Source organism: Sulfurihydrogenibium sp. YO3AOP1, from assembly GCF_000020325.1.
Lineage (GTDB): Bacteria > Aquificota > Aquificia > Aquificales > Hydrogenothermaceae > Sulfurihydrogenibium.
In genome coordinates this window covers 466,953-486,213 of sequence record NC_010730.1, presented here as the reverse complement: position 1 = coordinate 486,213, position 19,261 = coordinate 466,953, and the positions used below count along the sequence as shown (strand labels likewise).

General features: G+C 30.6%; 19 protein-coding genes. 11 read left to right on the top strand and 8 right to left on the bottom strand.

The features are described 5' to 3' along the window. Window positions 1-154: 154 nt before the first annotated feature. A complete protein-coding gene (locus tag SYO3AOP1_RS02460) occupies window positions 155-2,374 on the bottom strand; it encodes a cbb3-type cytochrome c oxidase subunit I (RefSeq protein ID WP_012459194.1) in 2,220 nt (739 codons plus the stop codon). 170 nt (window positions 2,375-2,544) lie between these two features. Here SYO3AOP1_RS02460 and SYO3AOP1_RS09320 point away from each other — a divergent pair, with 170 nt between their 5' ends. After that, window positions 2,545-2,763, top strand: coding sequence for a hypothetical protein (locus SYO3AOP1_RS09320; RefSeq protein WP_156769238.1), 219 nt, complete (start codon window positions 2,545-2,547; stop codon window positions 2,761-2,763). Window positions 2,764-3,227: 464 nt separating this feature from the next. Here SYO3AOP1_RS09320 and SYO3AOP1_RS02450 read toward each other — a convergent pair whose 3' ends face one another. Further along, complete coding sequence (locus SYO3AOP1_RS02450; protein WP_012459191.1) at window positions 3,228-3,455, bottom strand: DUF2249 domain-containing protein; 228 nt, start codon at window positions 3,453-3,455, stop codon at window positions 3,228-3,230. A 178-nt stretch (window positions 3,456-3,633) separates the two neighbouring features. Here SYO3AOP1_RS02450 and SYO3AOP1_RS02445 point away from each other — a divergent pair, with 178 nt between their 5' ends. The 3 genes from SYO3AOP1_RS02445 to SYO3AOP1_RS02435 are packed head-to-tail and all read left to right on the top strand — an operon-like array spanning window position 3,634 to window position 5,461. Next, window positions 3,634-3,912, top strand: coding sequence for a hypothetical protein (locus tag SYO3AOP1_RS02445; RefSeq protein WP_012459190.1), 279 nt, complete (start codon window positions 3,634-3,636; stop codon window positions 3,910-3,912). Window positions 3,913-3,924: 12 nt separating this feature from the next. Further along, window positions 3,925-5,157, top strand: coding sequence for a hypothetical protein (locus tag SYO3AOP1_RS02440; RefSeq protein WP_012459189.1), 1,233 nt, complete (start codon window positions 3,925-3,927; stop codon window positions 5,155-5,157). A 1-nt stretch (window position 5,158) separates the two neighbouring features. Beyond that, window positions 5,159-5,461 carry a metal-sulfur cluster assembly factor gene (locus SYO3AOP1_RS02435; protein WP_012459188.1) on the top strand — a complete coding sequence of 101 codons (303 nt, stop codon included), beginning with the start codon at window positions 5,159-5,161 and terminating at the stop codon, window positions 5,459-5,461. On the opposite strand, the gene SYO3AOP1_RS02430 is transcribed toward SYO3AOP1_RS02435, so the two are convergent. Further along, entirely contained in the window at window positions 5,447-6,118 is a 672-nt protein-coding gene (locus SYO3AOP1_RS02430; protein ID WP_012459187.1) for a Crp/Fnr family transcriptional regulator, read from the bottom strand. The two genes, SYO3AOP1_RS02435 and SYO3AOP1_RS02430, sit on opposite strands and share 15 nt — an antisense overlap. Beyond that, the gene (locus SYO3AOP1_RS02425) at window positions 6,115-6,702 is read right to left on the bottom strand and encodes a bifunctional precorrin-2 dehydrogenase/sirohydrochlorin ferrochelatase (protein WP_012459186.1); all 588 of its coding nucleotides are present in this window, start codon (window positions 6,700-6,702) and stop codon (window positions 6,115-6,117) included. Before SYO3AOP1_RS02425 ends, SYO3AOP1_RS02430 begins: the two co-directional genes overlap by 4 nt. 176 nt (window positions 6,703-6,878) lie before the next feature. Between SYO3AOP1_RS02425 and SYO3AOP1_RS02420 the strand changes: the two genes are divergently transcribed. Genes SYO3AOP1_RS02420 through cobA form a run of 7 tightly spaced genes read left to right on the top strand, consistent with a single transcriptional unit; the run spans window position 6,879 to window position 14,997 of the window. Continuing rightward, a complete protein-coding gene (locus SYO3AOP1_RS02420; protein ID WP_012459185.1) occupies window positions 6,879-8,234 on the top strand; it encodes a hypothetical protein in 1,356 nt (451 codons plus the stop codon). Between the two features lie 21 nt (window positions 8,235-8,255). Further along, window positions 8,256-9,917, top strand: coding sequence for a nitrite reductase (locus tag SYO3AOP1_RS02415; protein ID WP_012459184.1), 1,662 nt, complete (start codon window positions 8,256-8,258; stop codon window positions 9,915-9,917). After that, complete coding sequence (locus tag SYO3AOP1_RS02410) at window positions 9,917-11,587, top strand: cytochrome D1 domain-containing protein (protein WP_012459183.1); 1,671 nt, start codon at window positions 9,917-9,919, stop codon at window positions 11,585-11,587. The genes SYO3AOP1_RS02415 and SYO3AOP1_RS02410 overlap by 1 nt, the downstream gene beginning before the upstream one ends. After that, window positions 11,577-12,065 (top strand): V4R domain-containing protein, encoded by a 489-nt coding sequence (locus tag SYO3AOP1_RS02405; RefSeq protein ID WP_012459182.1) that lies wholly within the window; start codon window positions 11,577-11,579, stop codon window positions 12,063-12,065. The genes SYO3AOP1_RS02410 and SYO3AOP1_RS02405 overlap by 11 nt, the downstream gene beginning before the upstream one ends. After that, on the top strand, window positions 12,049-13,176 hold the full coding sequence (locus SYO3AOP1_RS02400; RefSeq protein ID WP_012459181.1) for a radical SAM protein: 1,128 nt from the start codon (window positions 12,049-12,051) through the stop codon (window positions 13,174-13,176). Before SYO3AOP1_RS02405 ends, SYO3AOP1_RS02400 begins: the two co-directional genes overlap by 17 nt. Continuing rightward, complete coding sequence (locus tag SYO3AOP1_RS02395; protein WP_012459180.1) at window positions 13,173-14,234, top strand: cytochrome D1 domain-containing protein; 1,062 nt, start codon at window positions 13,173-13,175, stop codon at window positions 14,232-14,234. The genes SYO3AOP1_RS02400 and SYO3AOP1_RS02395 overlap by 4 nt, the downstream gene beginning before the upstream one ends. A gap of 13 nt (window positions 14,235-14,247) precedes the next feature. Beyond that, entirely contained in the window at window positions 14,248-14,997 is a 750-nt protein-coding gene (gene cobA / locus SYO3AOP1_RS02390) for a uroporphyrinogen-III C-methyltransferase (RefSeq protein WP_012459179.1), read from the top strand. On the opposite strand, the gene SYO3AOP1_RS02385 is transcribed toward cobA, so the two are convergent. The 4 genes from SYO3AOP1_RS02385 to SYO3AOP1_RS02370 form a co-directional block, all read right to left on the bottom strand. Further along, window positions 14,994-15,677 carry an anaerobic ribonucleoside-triphosphate reductase activating protein gene (locus tag SYO3AOP1_RS02385; RefSeq protein WP_012459178.1) on the bottom strand — a complete coding sequence of 228 codons (684 nt, stop codon included), beginning with the start codon at window positions 15,675-15,677 and terminating at the stop codon, window positions 14,994-14,996. The genes cobA and SYO3AOP1_RS02385 overlap by 4 nt on opposite strands. Before the next feature lie 77 nt (window positions 15,678-15,754). Then, complete coding sequence (nrdD, locus tag SYO3AOP1_RS02380; protein ID WP_012459177.1) at window positions 15,755-15,940, bottom strand: anaerobic ribonucleoside-triphosphate reductase; 186 nt, start codon at window positions 15,938-15,940, stop codon at window positions 15,755-15,757. Continuing rightward, window positions 15,927-18,044, bottom strand: coding sequence for a ribonucleoside triphosphate reductase (locus SYO3AOP1_RS02375; RefSeq protein ID WP_156769236.1), 2,118 nt, complete (start codon window positions 18,042-18,044; stop codon window positions 15,927-15,929). The genes nrdD and SYO3AOP1_RS02375 overlap by 14 nt, the downstream gene beginning before the upstream one ends. 60 nt (window positions 18,045-18,104) lie before the next feature. Beyond that, window positions 18,105-19,178, bottom strand: a complete 1,074-nt coding sequence (locus SYO3AOP1_RS02370) for an Lrp/AsnC family transcriptional regulator (RefSeq protein WP_198001834.1) — start codon at window positions 19,176-19,178, stop codon at window positions 18,105-18,107. Between the last annotated feature and the right edge of the window lie 83 nt (window positions 19,179-19,261).

Below are 19,261 nucleotides of genomic sequence, written 5' to 3'. Positions count from 1 at the left end.
GGATCTCCTCCTCTTTTAAAAAGTGAGAAAGTGAGAGGTAAAAGCAAGAGATTCTTCGCTATTATATATAGTTGCTATAAATATAAAATTATAAAAATATCCCCTCGGCATAAGCCAGGGGGGATAATATGAGACTTTTTAATTTTATATAAACTTAAGCTTTAGAATAGTTAACAGCAGCTTTACCGGAAAGATAAAGTTTGTAAACAATGTCAACTAGTATAAGGGCACTACCAACAAGAATCATTGCATCTGGAATTATTCTTATCCACATCCAGAATCCTAAGCCCTCAAGAACTTCCCTAGTTCTTGCTGCCCAATAACCTATTTCATAAGCCCATTGGAATTGTTTGGTTCCTATTACCATTGTTGGTATTGCATAGAAGAATATTCCTGCAGTTGTAAGCCAGAATGCAAAATTTGAAAGTTTTTCATCCCAATGTAATCCTTTAGCTAAGGCATTTGCCCTAACAATAAAATATAAGAAAGCAATTGCTACATATCCAAAAGCTCCCAAGAGTGCAACATGTCCGTGAGCCATTCCAAAATATGTTCCATGTTCATAATAGTTAACAATAGGTAAGTTTACAATCATTCCATAAAATCCTGCTCCTAACCAGTTTAAAAATGCAGAACCAGCTAACCAAATAAACGCCATTCTAAACGGAAATTCTTTATGAGAAATATGAGCATACTCTTTATAAGCTTCTACCATAAGGATTACGAGTGGTAATGGTTCTAAGGAAGATAATACACCACCCCATGCAATCCACATTTCATTTTCACCCATCCAGAAGTAATGATGACCTGTTCCTATTGTTCCAGTTGCAACTATTAGAAATGCTTCAAAAAACATCATAATTGTTGCAAATCTTACACTTACAAGACCTAATGCAACAGTTAAGAAAGCCATTGTTCCGGCTGCAAAAAGTTCAAATGTATTTTCAACCCATAAGTGTACGACCCACCATCTAAAATAATCATCTACTGTAAAGTTTGGCATGATCTTTGTTAAAGGCATCATACCTGCAAGGTATAAAACAGCAATAGCAAAAGACGACCATATTATCATTTGAAGGGGAGGTGTTACTTTTTCAGCTTTTCTAATTGTAAAGAATACTATAGTAAACCAAAGAACAAGTCCAACAACTATACCTATATCCCATATTCTTCCAAGCTCAATATATTCTCTTCCTTCATTACCAAGCCAAAACCATAGACTGTCAGGTAATTTTCCTAATGCTCCGAGCCATAATCCACCTAATCCACCTAATCCAACTATAACTAAAGCAATCCATAATATATCTACAGCTATAGGAAATTTAAAATCTTTCCCTTTTGTAACTAATGGAGCTATAAATAAACCACCCGCTAACCAACCAATAGCTATCCATAGGACTGCAAGATTTAAATGGAAAGACCTTGCTGCATTAAAAGGTAGTAAAGATTGTGGAATTATCCAACTATGGGCTGGGTCAGCATATAAGTGTGCCAAGTAGCCACCCATTACTACTTGTAAGAAAAAGAACAATGGTACCAATGGTACAAATTTTAAAACTTTCTCTTGCATAGGAGTTAAAGAAGTTATTGATAAGGAAGGTTCTGGCTTTTCACCATTGAATTTCATAAAATAATCATAAAATGCCCATAAAACAATAATAGTTAAAGTCCAAATAGCCATTACAGCGACTAACGACCATATTAAGGAAGAAAAAGAAGCTGTCAATCCAATCCTTGGTTCTGGAGGCCAATTATTAGTATAAGTAAGATTTGAACCTGGTCTTGGAGATGCTGCAACGAGAGCTGTCCAGTCAACAAATGCTGCAATTTTAGCTGCTTCCTCTGGTTTGATAATACCACCAATTAAAGAATAATTTGGATTTCCTTTAGTTAAAAATTCAACAAGCTCTTCTTTTGATTTATTATAAGCCTGTTCATGCTCTGGAGTTATTTGAGTTACATCTGGTTTTAATATTGAGACTTCTCTCATGTCTTTTTTTACAAATGCATCTACATAAGATTTTTCAGCTGGATTTAATGAATTATAATCCTTTGAAAGCATTTTTTGAGCATATATTTCCTGTAAATGTCTAATTTTCTTATCAAGCATTAGTGCTGTATAATCCGGACCTATATATCCGCCATTACCTAATATTGATCCTTGATCCATTAGCACATATTTTTGGAAATAAGCTTTACCTTGTACTACATCATCATATGTATAGATTACGCCAGAAGAGCCTCTTACCTCTTTTGGAATTGGTGGAACATTTTTAATTTGATAAACCGTGAATCCTGTAAATAGTAAAACGGCCACGATTAAACCAATCAAGAACGTTACAAACCACTTTTTGTATGACCTTTCTTCAGCCATGACAAAACCTCCTTTTAAATTATTAGTGAACTAAATAAACACGAAAAACATAAACTAATAAATAAAAAAATACAGCAATACCTAACAAAACCCTCTCTACTTTTACATCACCCCCTTTGTAAAGTAAAAACAAAATAAAGTCAAATAAAACAACTGAGAAAGCTCCTATCATGATAAGAATACTTATACCAATTGGATTATTAGTAAGGTTATCCATTCCTCCAATAGCCATTATTGACAAGAGAGATATACCCGTTAATCCAGATAAAGTTAAAAACAAAGAGGTTAATTTTTTCATTACCTTTACAGAAGAACTATTACATATGTTTTTACAATCAAAAAAAGCTAATGCTATTGAACCAAAAAAACCTGCATTAGAAATCATATGAATCATATAAGAAATTTTCCAAATAATTGACACAATTTCCATCATTTAGCCCCATTAAAAATTTTTGAAAAATAAAAGTATTAATGAAATTACGCATGGTCCAATTAGCAATATTACTGTTAAAATTATTGGTAAACCAGCAAATAACAAAATGATCATAGCTTTTTTGTAATCCATAATATAAATCCTTATTCTTTTATTAAAAATGCCTTGGGTGAGAAATTAGTGATTTTTATAAAATTTAAACAGGAGATCCTTCGGACTAAAATCCTCAGGATGACAGCAAAGGTTAATTATCAAGTATAAAAGGAATGAGCCTTTGTTTGTCATTCTGAAGCCGGCGAAGAATCTCCTACTTTTATTAAATTTCTCACTCAACGTATAATATAAATCCTTATTCCTTATTTAAAATTTAGGATATATGAGTCGTAAATTTTTTTCATTGATTCAAATCAATGCAAAAGATTATTTTTTTCCGATGATAATTTTCCAAACATCCGGACCAGATTGTATATACTCCCAATTAAATTGTCCTTCTAATTCATATTTAAACTGATAATAAAGTGGTTTAGGATCATGATCATTAATAAGAATAAAGTTTTCACCTTCTTTAAGATTATTAAAAGTTTCAAATATTAACCTATGTCTTTCAAAAGGGACAACATTTCTCACGTCTAAAATATTTTCTTCCATGTTTATCACCTCCATCAATATTATTTAAGATTTTAAGACCTTTATATCTTAAATAAAATGATGATAATCATAGATTTAAGATATTTAAGTCTTAAAATATTTTTGACTTTTATCAATGAAAAGGTCTTTTGATGTTGTTATTTTTAAGAAACAAAAATTTTTAATAGGAGGTTTTGAGATGAAAAAAGAAATCAATGTTGAAGGAGCAACAGTACCAGTTTATACTTATGAGGAAGATGGGAAAACAGTTTATGAGTTTGATACCTCAATGTTAGGTCCTCCAGAACCAATGGTAAATGCTTTAGCAGTTTTAAAATTACTTAATTCAAAGAATACTAAAGTTGTTATGATTAATCATAAAAAACCAATGGGACTTTTGGAAAAAGTGGAAGATAAATACAATATCGAGATTCATGATTATGACGGAAAGTATAAGATTATTTTTACATTGAAATAGTTAGAAGTTGTCATGAGAATAGTTGGAAGTTTAGCGACTAAATATGCCCCTCCTTTTAGTTTAATTTTACATTATTTTATTGGTGGGACGTTATTGCAACTTCTATTACCAGTTATAATAAATAAGGACTTTATAAGTTTAGATTTTTTGAACATTAATTTTGCAGGAATTGTACATTTTTACCTTTTGGGATTTGTAATTATGATAATGATGGGAGCACTTTATCAACTTATTCCAGTTGCCTTAGAAATACCCGTTTTTTCTTTTAAGATAGGTTATATTCAATTTTACATATATTTTTTTGGTTTTATAATTTTTATCTCGTCTATGTTAAAACTTGTCCCTTATGAATACTTACCAATAGGGGGTTTCTTTCTTTCTTTATCTTTCTTTTTATTTATATTTAACTTTTTTTTGAGCATAAGAAATCTTGAAAAGATGGATATTACAGTGATAGCATTGATTTTAGCTGTTATTTTTTTAGCGCTGGGAGTTGTCGTCGGTAATTTATTAGCTTTTAATTTTATTTATGGATTTTTACAGGACATTACATCTCTAATTCAAATTCATGTTATTTTGACTATTTTTGGTTTTATTTTTACTACTGTAATTGGAATAAGTATGATTCTTTTACCAATGTTCTCTGTGTCTCATAAGTTTAAAAATATTTATTCCAAAATTTCTTTAACTATTCTTTTTTTTAGTATAGTAAGCACTTGTTTTTCTTATTTACTAAATAAGGAAATATCTATAATCTTTTATTACTTTTTAATGGTTGGGATGATAATTTACATATTTCAAGTGTATGAAATATACAAAAATAAGCCAAAAAGAAAAAGTGATTTTCCAACAATGGTAATGTTTTATTCCCATTTTTTCATTCCATTTTCTATTTTATCTTTTTTCTTTTCTTTAAAAAATGCAGGATTATTATTTATAATGGGATTTTTAGGAACATTAATCTACGGAAGTTTATATAAGATTATTCCTTTTTTAACTTGGTTTCATAAGTTTTCAGATTTGGTTGGTAAACAAAAAGTGCCTACTTTGAATGAAATGTTACCAAAAAAAATTCCAGAAATTCAAGTAATTTTTTATATAACCGGAATAATCTTATTTTATTTAGATTTTATATTTAATTCTATTTTCGCATTTTATTTAGCTACGTTAACCTTGAGTGTTTCTTCAGTGCTATTCTTATATTCATTTTATTTTGTCTTAACTTATGAGGCAAAGGAGGATTAGAATGGAAGAACAAAAAGCTAAAATCATTGAAGCTTTGAAAAAAGTTATTGATCCTGAGCTTGGATTTAACATTGTTGACCTTGGTTTGATTTATGATGTACAACTTAAAGATGGCAATGTAAAAATAGTAATGACTTTATCATCACCATCTTGTCCTTTGTCTGGAACGATTTTAAATTGGGCAGAAACTGAAGTTAAAAAATTAAATTTTGTAAAGAGTGTTGATATAGAACTTGTATGGGAACCCCGGTGGAGTATAGAAAGGGCAGGTGAAAATGTTAAAAAAGCATTAGGTATTATTTAGCAGTAAAGGCTCATCCTTAGAAATTTTTTTAAGTTTATCTCTATCTTTTATGATAATCTTTCTTCCGTCGATAAAAATAATTCCTTTTTGTTTTAATCTTGAAATAACTCTTGAGAGTGTTTCTGGAGTAATGTTTAAAAAAGAAGCTATTTGATTATGTTTTAAAACTTCAAATATTTCCGGACTTTCTAAAATCAGTTTTGCTACTCTTGCATCGGCACTAAGAACTACTGTTGAATCTATGAATTTATTTAACATTCTAATTTTATTTGATAAAGATTTTATTATTGAAACCAAAATTTCCGGATTTTTTAGGAATTCCTCTTCAAAGGTTCTAAAGTTTATAATTAAAACTTTACCTTCCGTAATAAACTCTGCTGTTGCCGGATATGGAACTTTTTCAAAATTAGCCATTTCACCAATTAAAGTAACAGGACCAAATTGATTTATAAAAACTTCTATTCCTTTAAACGTTGTCTTGTAAACTTTTAATTTTCCTTCTAATAAAATATATAAATTTTCAGCTTTTTCACCTTCAAAAAATAGAACTTGACCTGGTTCATACTCTTTAACTCTTGATATACTTGCTAATTTTCTTAATGTCTCTTCTGATAGCTGACTAAATAGATATGCATTCTTTAAGTCTTCAATATTCATTTTTTACCCTCCTTGTTGTTTTTAAAATATTTCTCTACAAACTCTTTTGCAAGTTTATCCATCAATTCTTGCCTTTCTTTACCTTTTGGAAGTTGATTTCTTAATGTTTCCATCTCTTCAAGAAATTTCTCAATTTCATCTGGAATTATTTCCTCAAAAAATTTTCTTAAATATTTTGCTAAAGCAGGGGATGTTCCGGATGTTGAGAATGATAATAGAAAATTCCCTTTTTTTATGATAGATGAAAAAATGAAATCAGAATATTCAGCCATATCAACAGAATTACAAAATTTGCCTTTAGATTTAGCTTCATGATAAATGGATTTTTGTAATTCTAAGTTATCAGCAGCTACAATAACAATATCAAAATTATCAAGCATCCCATAAGCATATTCTGATTTTATGTATTCAAGATTGTATTTTTGAATTAAGTCATAAAGTTCATTTTTTATATCTGGTGAGACTATTGTTATGTTATGTGTAAACTTGGTAAGTCTATTTATTTTTTCAAAAGCAATATTACCTCCTCCTACCACAAGAAACTTTCTGTCTTTTATATTTAGGACTATTGGCAAGTATTCCATGACTATCCTTTAAATTAATTTTAAGACTTTTAAATTTTAAATATTTTATCATAAGAATACATCTGGTGAGAAATTGATCAGACCATAGTTAATATTTTGATTTTTTGATTTAAATCAATGACTTCCTAAAAACAAAGGTAAACAATTATTAACAAATTCTTTATGGAGGAGTAGTCATGAAATCAAAACTCAAAAAAACAGTCTTATCAACTGCAATTTTAGCAGTCTCAGTGCCATTTTTAACAGACCAAAAGGCAAATGCTCTTGAAATCCAATCGCCGACATTTATCGGAGAAGTAAAGCCAACTTTATTATTTAGACCAAGATATGAGTATGTAGACGAACATAACAACAAAAAGAATGCCAATGCACTAACAACAAGAGTAGCTATAGGTGCTCAAATTGACAAAATCTTCCAAGTTCCAAATCTATCTGCATATTTAGAAGCAACTTATGTAGGTGCTTTAATAGATGATTATTACCCACAAAAAGGAACGAGTGCTAATATAAGTGAAAATTATGCTACCGTTGCAGACCCAGATATTACAAGAATAACTGAAGCATACATCAAGTATAAATTTAACAAAACATCATTTATATTTGGAAGAACAAGATTGAATCTTGATGATCAAAGATTTATAGGTTCTGTAGACTGGAGACAAATGCCACAAACCTTTGGAATTATAGGTATTCAAGACAACACCATAAACAATCTAAACATCTTACTTGCTGGTATATATGAAAGGAAAGGTGTTTCTGATAATCAAGTCTCTTTTGACACAATGGACTGGAAATTAGATAAAATGCCAATAATCTTTAACATTTCATATAAATTTATTCCACAGTTAAAACTAACTGGTTATGCATACTTACTATCTGCTAAATATCAAGACGGTAAAACATTCAACGGAGGAAATACATACGGTATAAATGCAACAGGAGATATCCAGCTTTCAAAAGATGTTAAATTCTCATATCTTGGAGAGTATGCAATTCAAAAAGACCCATACGCAAAAGATGGATTAGCCACAAAACCTAAAATAGATGCAGATTTCTATAGAGTGGAAGGAAAGCTTTCAGGATATGGATTTTTTGGCACACTTGGTTATGAAAGATTCCAAGGAGCTGACAAAGGAGAAAATGCTGGATTTACAACCCCATTTGCAACACTTCATGCGTACGAAGGCTGGGCAGATAAATTTTTAGGATATGTAGCAACCAATATGGCATATGGATTAAAAGACGCATACGCTACCATAGGATATACACATAAAGATTATGGAACATTATCTTTAACATATCACAAATTTGATGCAGATAAAAATCAAGGATACAATGGAACAACCCCACTAGCTCAATTAACAAGTAAAAATTTTGGTAATGAAATAGATGTTCTCTACACTGTAAATTTGACAAAAAGACTAAACTTCCTTGCAAAAGGTGCATGGTATAACGGTAAAAATAGTATGCCAGCATCTATTGGTAAAAACGATTTAACAAAATACTGGATACAACTTACATATAAATATTAATCTCCATAGGAGGGTATAGTGATGAAAAAGCTACTTTTAACAACAATTTCAACATCATTAGCATTAACGGCCATATCTTATGCACAAGAGCCAGACTGGAAACTTTCTCCAGAAGAGATGCAAAAAGCTTCGCAGATTTATTTTGATAGGTGTGCTGGCTGTCATGGTATGCTGAGAAAAGGTGCAACAGGACCTAACTTAGAACCAGAGAAAACAAGGAAAATGGGAACGGAGGCGCTTAAAGCGATTATCCATTATGGAACGGCAGGTGGTATGCCAGACTGGGGAGCTTCTGGAGAACTAACACCAGAAGAAACATTATTGATGGCAAAGTTTATTCAAAATGATCCGCCACCACCTCCAGAAACATCCTTAGAAAAGATAAAGGAAACATGGAAAGTTTATGTGCCAGTTGATAAAAGACCTACAAAACCAATGACAAATAGAAACTGGAAAAACTATATGGGTGTTGTATTGAGAGATGTTGGTAAAGTTGCCATTATAGATGGTGACACTAAGGAGTTGGTTAATATTGTAAATACTGGTTTTGCTGTTCATATTCTGAGAATGTCCGCATCCGGAAGATATATGTATTCTATCGGAAGGGATGGACGTGTTACTCTTATCGACCTATGGATGGAAAAACCGGATAAAGTAGCAGAGGTTAAAACTTGTAATGATGCTCGTAGTGTTGATACAAGTAAGTACAAAGGGAAAAAAGGAGATTATCTTGATAAATACGCTGTAGTTGGATGCTATTGGCCTCCTGCAATAGTAACTCTTGACGGCCAAACATTAGAACCGTTAAAAATAGTTTCAACATCCAATTATGCATACGATAAGCCTAATGAGTTTATAAGAGAAGCAAGGGTAGCATCTATTGTTGCTTCGCACCATGCTCCAGAATGGGTTATCAATATAAAAGAAGCTGGACAAGTATGGTTGTATGATTATTCTGATCCTTTAAATCCAAAAATTAAACAGCTCAATGCAGAGAGATTTCTTCATGATGGAGGATGGGATTTATCAAAAAGATATTTCTTAGTTGCGGCAAATATGAGAAATAAAGTTGTGGCGGTTGATACAGAAGAGGGTAAAGTCGCTGCAATTGTTGAAACAGGAGTTAAACCACACCCGGGCAGAGGTGCAAACATAGACCATCCTAAGTATGGACCTATCTGGTGTACTGGTCATTTAGGAGAAAATACTATAGCTTGTATTGGAACTGATCCAAAAGGTCATCCAGAATATGCTTGGAAAGTGGTTAAAAAAATAACATTACCTGGGGAAGGTGGTGGAAACCTATTCGTTAAAACACATCCAAATTCTAAATATATGTATGCAGACAGACCATTAAACCCTGATAAAGAGGCACAAAGTAAAGTTTATGTAATTGATAAAGAAAAACTTGAAGTTATTAATGAATTAAAGGTTCCAGAAAAGTATCTACAGCCTAAGGTTGTAAATGGTAAAGAAATAAAACCAAGAGGACCTGTTCATTTAGAGTTTAATGATAAAGGAGATGAGGTATGGGTTGCGATTTGGGGTAATAAGGTTATACCTTCTGCCATTCTCATTTATGATGATAAAACATTGAAGCTAAAACAAGCAATTGAAGGTGATTGGGTAAGAACCCCGACAGGACACTTTAATGTAATTAATACTCAAAAGGATATATACTAATGCTGTATCCTGCTGCTGCTGTACTTTTAAACCTTCTATTTTTTTTCCTCTCCCCTGTCGTGGGGGAGGAAACTTATAATAAATATTGTGCATCTTGCCATCATCCTCAAAAAATTGGGATTACGGCACCACCGCTTCTCCCAATGACATTATCTAAATATACAGATGAAGAGCTTACAAAAATAATAAAAAATGGGCTTTCATCCACACAGATGCCTTCTTTTGGAAATCTTAAAGATGAAGAAATAAAAAGCATCATAAGGTTTCTAAGAGAGGACATACCTATAAACTGGAGTATTAAAGAGATAAGATCTTCCTTAACATTAAATAACAATATTCAAAAAAAAGTACTGAATATAAAAAACATTAAAAATATAACTTTTGTTGTAGAAAGAGGGCATAATAAAATATGGATTATGGAAAATGAGGATATATTGGATGCTTTTGATTTTTCAAACGTTCATGGAGGGATAAAATATACTTTAGATGGTAAAAATTTTTATATTCCTTCAAGAGATGGGTGGATAGGCTATTATAAGATTAACAATAAAAAAGAAGGTTATTACGTAGGAAAAATAAGAGCATGTATCAATCTTAGAAACATATCTTTGTCAAAAAATGGGAACTATCTCATCGTATCCTGTCTTCTTCCACAAACATTAGAAATACTTAACGCTAAAACATTAGAACCAATTAAAGAAATTCAATTAGATGGAAAGATTTCAGCTATCTATGAATTATATAAATCAGATAAAGCCATATTTACTTTTAGAGATAAACCTATCATAGGAATATTGAACACGAAAGATTTAAGTATTAATTACATAAAAGCAGAAGAACCAATAGAAGATTTCTTTATAGATCCTTTTGATAAATTTCTAATTGGTACTTCTCGGAAGGATAAAAAGCTTGTTGTTTATGAATTAGAAAAATTTAAATTAGTTTTTGAAGATAAGATGGACAGTATGCCACATTTATTCTCTGCTGCATTTTGGTATAAAAACGGTAAATTTTATTTTGCCACTCCACATATTGGAAAACCGTATATTTCTATTTGGCAGATGTATGATTGGAAATTTATAAAAAATGTAGAGATAGGTTCTCCGGGATTTTTTGTTAAAACTCATCCATCAACAGATTATCTATGGGTTGATAACGGCTCTGATGCTGTGGTTTTAATCAATAAGAACGATTTTTCAGAAAAATTTATGACTATAGTAAAAGGAAAAAAATTTACCCATACAGAATTTAATGGTAATGGAAATATCGCATACTTAAGCATTTACGATAATGATGGATATTTAATTTTGTATGATACTAAGAAGCTTCAAGAAATAAAAAGATATCCTGCAAGCTATCCAGTGGGAAAATACAACTTTGTTAACAAAGAAAGAAGTTTTTATCCATCTTTATTTGGAGAAGAGATATTTAAAGAAAAATGCTGGGGATGTCATCATCAAACACAGGAAGCATTTGGTCCATCGTTTAAGTACATTGCAAATAATAGAACAGAATCTCAAATCATAGCTCAGATACTTGACCCAAAAAATAGTTATAAACTTCTTGGATATAAAAGAAATTCTATGCCTGCTTTTAATTTTAATGAGTACGAAATAGAGAGTATAGTTAATTATATAAAATCCTTTAGAGAGGATAAAAATGATAGATGAAATCTCCCAAGTTCATAGACCAAAATTGGGTAGCGAGATTCCTATAATTATATTTAGAGCTTTTAGACATTTTTCTGCTAATTACGCTAATGATTTACTTGGTGAAAGAGGTGCGAATCTTGTTTTTCAAAATGCAGGCAAAGATTTAGGTAGAGAAGTAAGTAAACTGATTTTTGATCAAAACATAGAAAAATATTTGTCAAATATCATTAATTTTGTTAAAGATGAAAAAATCGGAATTTTGATTCCTGTGGAGCTTTCAAAAAACAGAATTATTCTTCAATTAGATGAATGTATAACCTGCGCAGGAATGTCTAATATTGGTAAAAGAATCTGTCACTTTGAGGTTGGTTTTGCCCAAGGATTAGTTGAGGCTTATTTGAATAAGAAGATAAAAGCTCATGAATCAAAATGTGGTGCAAATGGCGAAGGTATATGTGAAGTAACTTTGGAGATTAACAATGCTCAGAGTTTCTAATTTAATAAAATCAACATTAGAAGGAAATAATCCTAAGGGTCTTGATTACTCAATACTGATTTGGAACTTAACAAATAGATGTAATCTATCTTGTTTACATTGTTATTCTAAAGCTTCTGTAGACAGTAAAGATGCATTAACAACAGATGAAATTGTAAATACATTGCCATCATTAATCAATGCAGGAATAAAGTTTATTATTTTCTCAGGCGGAGAGCCTTTACTAAGAAAAGATATTTTTGAAATTGCCCAAGAATGTAAAAAGCAAGGGATAATAACTTACTTATCTACAAATGGTATGTATATTAATGAATCTAACGTTAAAAATATAGTAGAAAATTTTAATTATATTGGCGTAAGCATTGATGGAGAATCAAACATCCATGATAGTTTTAGAGGAATACATGGAGCTTTTGAAAGAAGTTTTGGAAATATTTTAAAGCTTTTAAAATACACTGACAAAGTAGGCGTAAGATTTACATTAACAAAATCAACATTGAAAAGTCTAAAATTTATGTTTAATCTTGTAGAAAGGAATAAAATTCCCAAGATTTACATATCTCATCTTGTATACTCTGGAAGGGGGTTAGAAAACTTAAAAATGGACATATCTAAGAGACAAAGAAGGTCTGCTGTCAACTTTATTATTGAAAAAGCATTGTTTTATTATAGAACAAAGAGGAATATAGAGGTTGTAACAGGGAACATGGAGCAGGATGCAATTTTACTTTTAAAAAGATTTATTAAAGAATACCCTGATCATACAGAAGATTTATATACAAGACTTGAAAAATGGGGTGGTAATTCGGCAGGAATTAAGCTTGCTAACATTGACAGTTTTGGAAATGTAAAGCCAGATCCATTTTTTCCTTATATCCTTGGGAATATAAAAGAAAAAAAATTTGAGGAGATTTGGAGAGACGAGAAAAATCCGATTTTAAATTTCTTAAGGCATCATCCAAGAAATATAGATGGTAGATGTAAAGATTGTTATTTTATAAATATTTGCAATGGCGGATCTCGTTCAAGAGCTTATGCAGTCTATAGGGATATCAAAATGGAAGATCCTTCATGTTATTTATTAAAAGATGAAATAAGAGGTAAGCTATGAGAAAGATTTTATTAATGATAATGCTATTAATAACTGTATCCTTTGCAGAAGAAAAGATTTATGTAATAGAAAGAGAAACATCTTCCGTAGCAGTTTTACAAGATTGTAAATTTCTAAAACGGATAGAGAATTTGCACAATTTAAACCACGCAGTAATAAAATTCTATGAAAATGAAGGATATTTAATAACAAGAGATGGATACCTTATAAAGTTTGATCCAATTGAAGATAAAGTGATAAAGGAAATAAAAGTGGGAGAAAGTTCTATAGGATTTGTTGTGACTAAAGATTATATTGCGGTAGCCAACTATTCAAATAAATCCGTTGTAATACTTGATAAAGACTTAAATATCATTCAGACCATCATAACTGATTCAAGGAACGTTGGTATAAAGAATTATAAAGATTATCTTGCATTTTCTTTAATGGATAAAGACGAGATTTGGATTCTTAAAAAACAGGGAAATGTTTTCAAAGTTGAAAAAATATTTAAAGATGTAGGACAGGTTCCTTTTGATGCAATGATGGAAGAAAATCTTTATATAGTTGGATTTTTTAATTCCCCTCATATAGGTGTTTTAAATCTTGATACTTTGGAATATAAAAAAATTCAATTATTCACTGAATATAAAGAACCTGTTTTAAAAGTTCCACATTTTGGAATGTGGACAATTGGTAAGGATAAAATCGTAATACCAGCAGTAGGTGATAAAAAGTTATTTGTATTTGATAAAAACTTTAAACCAATTAAAACAGTAAGTATTTATGGATTACCTGTATTTACATCTATAAGTCCTGATGAAAAGTATTTAGCTATAACCTTCAGCGGTAATGAGTTTCCGTATGTTCAAATTTTAAATTTTGAAACTTTTGATACTGAAAAAATCCTTAAATTTGACGGTAAAGTTTTACATGTTAGATGGGGTTTAGATGGGAAATTTTTATACATTTCTGTAAATGATAGTAATAAAGTCATTAGAATTAAAAGGGATTCTTGGGACGAGGACTGTAGTGTAGATGTTATAAAACCATCAGGAATCTTTTTATTTTCTAAATAAAGGAGATTTAGCTATGGGAAAAGTGTATATTACCGGAGCTGGTCCAGGAGACCCAGAATTATTGACAGTTAAAGCCTTTAAAATCATACAAAATGCAGATGTAATCCTGTATGACAGGTTAATTAATGAAGAAATTTTAAATTATAGAAAAAAAGAAGCTATTTTGATTTATGTAGGCAAAGAAGATGGAAAACATACTATTCCACAGCAAGAAATAAATCAGTTCCTTTACGATTATGCATTACAGTACGATGTAGTCGTAAGACTTAAAGGCGGAGATCCTTTTGTTTTTGGAAGAGGTGGTGAAGAATGTTTATTTTTAGCTGAGAGAGGTATTGAGTTTGAAGTTATTCCGGGAGTAACCTCTGCTATATCAGTTCCTGCTTATACCGGAATACCAGTTACCCATAGAGGTATAGCATCATCTTTTAGGGTTGTTACAGGACATGAAGCACCGGATAAGGAAAATTCATCAATAGATTGGGAAAGTATGAAAGCAAATGAAACAATAGTATTCCTTATGGGACTTCACAACATAGAAAAGATAATGGATAAGTTGATTCAAATTGGTAAAAACCCAAAAACACCAGTTGCTGTTATACATGCAGGTACAACAGAAAATCAGCTTGTCATTGTTGGAGAAATTGACAATATATCAAAATTAGCAAAAGATGTTCCAACCCCTGCATTGATAGTAATAGGAGATGTTGTAAAATTAAGAGATAAAATTAATTGGTTTGATGCAAAACTATTAAAATGCTAAAAATTTCTAAATCCTATTTTAAATTTATTTGTCTTTTTTATTTTTGATTTATCTATATCTCTTACAGGATTTTTTAAATCCCCTATAGTTTTAGAAAAGATAAATTTCTGTATAAAATAAGTTTTTTTAAAATTTATCATTTCTAAATAGGAAATGATTTCATTTATATCATTTTCATCGATTAAATCTGGATGAACAGTTGTTCTAATTTCATAATCAATGTCTGAATTTACAAGAATTTCTAAGCTATCTTTTATTTTGTCTATGTTGTTAAACTTTGTTATAGAAAAATATTTTCCAAATGGAGCTTTAAAATCAAGAGCCACGTAATCAATTAAATGATTTTTGATTAATACGTTTACAACGTAAGGGTTTGACCCATTGGTATCAAGTTTTATTAAGAAGCCTAAATCCTTTATCTTCTTGGCAAAACCGATTAAATCTTTATAAAGAGTAGGCTCTCCACCACACAAAACAACCCCTTCTAAAAGCCCAACTCTTTTTCTTAAAAATGAAATAACCTTATTCTCTGATAAATCTTTTCCTTCTGATTCAAATACAATTTCTGGATTGTAGCAATAGGGGCATCTCATATTACATTTTGAGAACCATATTATTGCAGCAATTTTGTTAGGATAATCCAATATTGTAAATGGTGTTAGGTCATAAATTTTACTCATTATTCCTTATACCAATCATTTATTCAAAAACTGTATATGTGAGTGTTCCATTTTTAATTTTAAATATGGCATTTGACCTAAAGTTTGATATTATTTTCTATTTCAAAATATACCCTTTCTTTAAACTCTCCTTTTTTACCTTTGTTAAAACTTTCAATAGGTCTATAATAACCAACAACCCTCGTGTACTGTAATGTTTTAGTCCTTTCATTTTCCAAAAGTTTTAATATTTCTTCTTTTGATAATTCTTTAAATGTTTTCATGTTCTTGCACCTCCTTTATAAATTTTTCAATTAATTCTTCATCACATTTAGGGCAGTATTCATAATTTTTATCCAATCTTCCGTGTTTAGGGCATACTGTTATTAACGGTGTTATAGTAATGTATGGTAGTTTAAAGTTTGTTATAATTTTTCTAACTAAATTCCTGCATATTTCTTTATTAGCTATAGCTTCTTTTAAATATATGTGCAGTACTGTTCCTCCAGTATATTTACATTGTAAATCATCTTGCAATGTTAATACTTCAAATGGATCGTCGGAATAATATGCGGGAACTTGAGAACTGTTTGTGTAATAAATATTTTCTCCTTCCCCCGCTGTAATTATATCGGGATATCTTTTTTTATCTTCTTTAGCAAACCTGTATGTTGCACCTTCTGCAGGAGTTGCTTCAAGATTGTAGAGATTTCCCGTTTCTTCTTGGAATTTAACAATTTTTTCTCTAATGTAATCCAAAACTTCTTTTGCAAATTCTATTCCTTCTTGCGTTGTAATATCGTAAGCATCGTTAGTAAAGTTTCTTATCATTTCATTCATTCCATTTACGCCTATTGTTGAAAAATGATTTTTAAAAGAATGAAGATATCTTTTTGTATAAGGATAGAGCCCTCTATCATACATATCTTGAACGAATTTTCTTTTCCTTTCTAAAGTATCTTTTGCTATATCTAAAAGTCTGTCTAACTCTCTATAAAACCCTTCTTTATTCCCTTTAAACCTGTATCCTAATCTTGCCATGTTTAAAGTTACAACTCCTATTGAACCTGTCATTTCCGCACTTCCAAATAGTCCATTCCCTCTCTTTAGCAACTCCCTTAGATCAAGCTGTAATCTGCAGCACATACTTCTAACCATGTTTGGTTGAAAAGCATCAGGATTTTTTATTTTTTCTCCATTTTCGTCAATAATATACTGACTTCCTATAAAGTTTTGGAAGTATGCAGTACCAAATTTTGCTGTATTTTCAAAAAGTATATCAGTATTTTCTCCATACCAATTAAAATCTTCAGTAATGTTAACTGTCGGTATTGGAAATGTAAAAGGCTGTCCTGATTTATCACCTTCCGTCATAACTTCAAAAAAGGCTTTATTGATTAGATCCATTTCTTTTTGGAAATGTTTATATTTTAAATCTGTTAATTTTTCAACTCCTCTTTCTTTTGCTTTTTCTATGAGCTCTTCATCATTTATGTCTTCAAATAAGTGCCTATCATTTACTGTAGGCCATTGCTCCGCCAAATCTTCTGGAACAGTCCAATCTAAAGTTATATTTGTAAAAGGTGATTGTCCCCATCTTGATGGCACATTTAAATTGTACACAAAACTTCTAATTGCCTTCTTGATATCGTTATATGATAATTTATCTTTAAAAACATATGGAGCAAGATATGTGTCGAATGAGCTAAACGATTGGGCCCCTGCCCATTCTGATTGTAAGGTTCCAAGAAAGTTTGCCATTTGACCTAAAGCTTCCCTAAAGTGCTTGGGTGGCTTGCTTTCTACTCTTCCTCTAACTCCATTAAAGCCCTCGTTTAAGAGTTGCCTTAAACTCCAACCAGCACAATATCCAGAAAGATTATCAAGGTCATGTATATGAATATCACCATTTCTATGGGCATAACCAGCTTCTTTGCTATATACTTTATCAAGCCAATAGTTCGCAATAACCTTTCCGGCCAAGTTATTTACAAGACCAGCATGAGAGTATCCCATGTTAGAATTTGCATTAACTCTCCAATCTTTGTTGTAAATGTACTCTTCAACAGCTTGTGTACAATCAATATAAGTGGTATCATCGTTTAAACCTAAAATATGTTCCCTTTGTAATTTCCTTGTATGTCTATAAAGCATGAAAGAACGCATAACTTCGAAATATCCTGCTCTAAAAAGCTCCTTCTCTATTAAATCTTGGATTTCTTCCACCGTCCATACATCTTTTTGTTTTAAAGTTGTTAATACATTGTTGTAAATTATTTCATCAAATGTTTGGTTAACACTTTTGAAAGCCTTCTCAATAGCATCCTTTATTTTATATGGCATAAATTCTTGAGCCAGTCCATCTCTTTTGATGATAAACATTTGAATCCTCCTATATATAGTGTACTAAAATAATAATAACACTATATATAGTGTTAGGTCATTGATTTAGATCAAAGAATGCAAACTGTTTAATTTTTCCCATTCGTAGAATTTAGGACTAAAATAATCAATTCTTTGTTTTTTAAATTCTCTTAAGGAATAAAGAGGTAAATAATCTTTTATTTGTATTTCTTTACCGATATTATCAATAATACTTTCTAAATCCTCTTTTGATTTTCCATGAATCATAGAAAAAAGATTATAATTCCATTTTGGTGGGAATTTTGGTCTTATATAACAGTGAGAAACAGAAGTATATTTTGCTATCGTTTCTCCAGCTAACTCTTGAAATTCTTCTGGAACATTCCATACCACCATTGCGTTAGCAGTAAATCCAGCTTTTCTATGGTTAAGCAATGTTGCAAATCTTCTTATATATCCTGCTTGTATTAAATTGTTCACTTCGTTAAAAAATGAATCATAATCACAATTTAATTCTTTTATAATACCTTCAAAAGGTTCATATTTTATTGGAATGTCTCTTTGAATGTAATAAAGGATTTTTTTATGAAATTCTGTTAATTCTAAATTTTTATTTTCATGTTTTTCTGAAATATCCTTTTTTAAAGGTTCTGTTGATGTAGTGTCAAGAACGACACCAATTTTAAACATCTTGATTGTTGGAAGGATAATGTAATCTTTTGCACCAGTTCTATTGGCTAATATCTCGATAGTTTTTTCCAAACCCAAAGATGATTCTGATGGAACAGCGAGTGTAAACCATAAATTAAAAATTTCGTGGTCTCTTTCATAATTGTGGCTTACACCAGGATGGGTATTTATATATTCTGCTGCTTTTTCGATACTATCAACGCTAAACGCAACCAAAGTAGATTTATAACCTACTTTTTTTGTTTCCAAAATAGCTGAAGTGTTACGAATAATCTTTTCATCTTTTAATTTTGCATACAGGGATAAAGCTTCTTCTTCGGATATTCCAAGCTCTTCTCCTAACTTTTTAAAGGGTCTTTGAACCAATGGAAATGATTCTTGTATCATTTTTAAAAATAAATTTTCAACCATTTTCACACCATCATCAAGTTTTTTGTATATGCTAACTAATTTAGAATATAAAAACATTGATTTAGGTCAAACAAATATGCTAAAAAATATAAAATTTAATAAGAGTGATTATGAATTCGGAAAACTTTAAGAAAGATTAT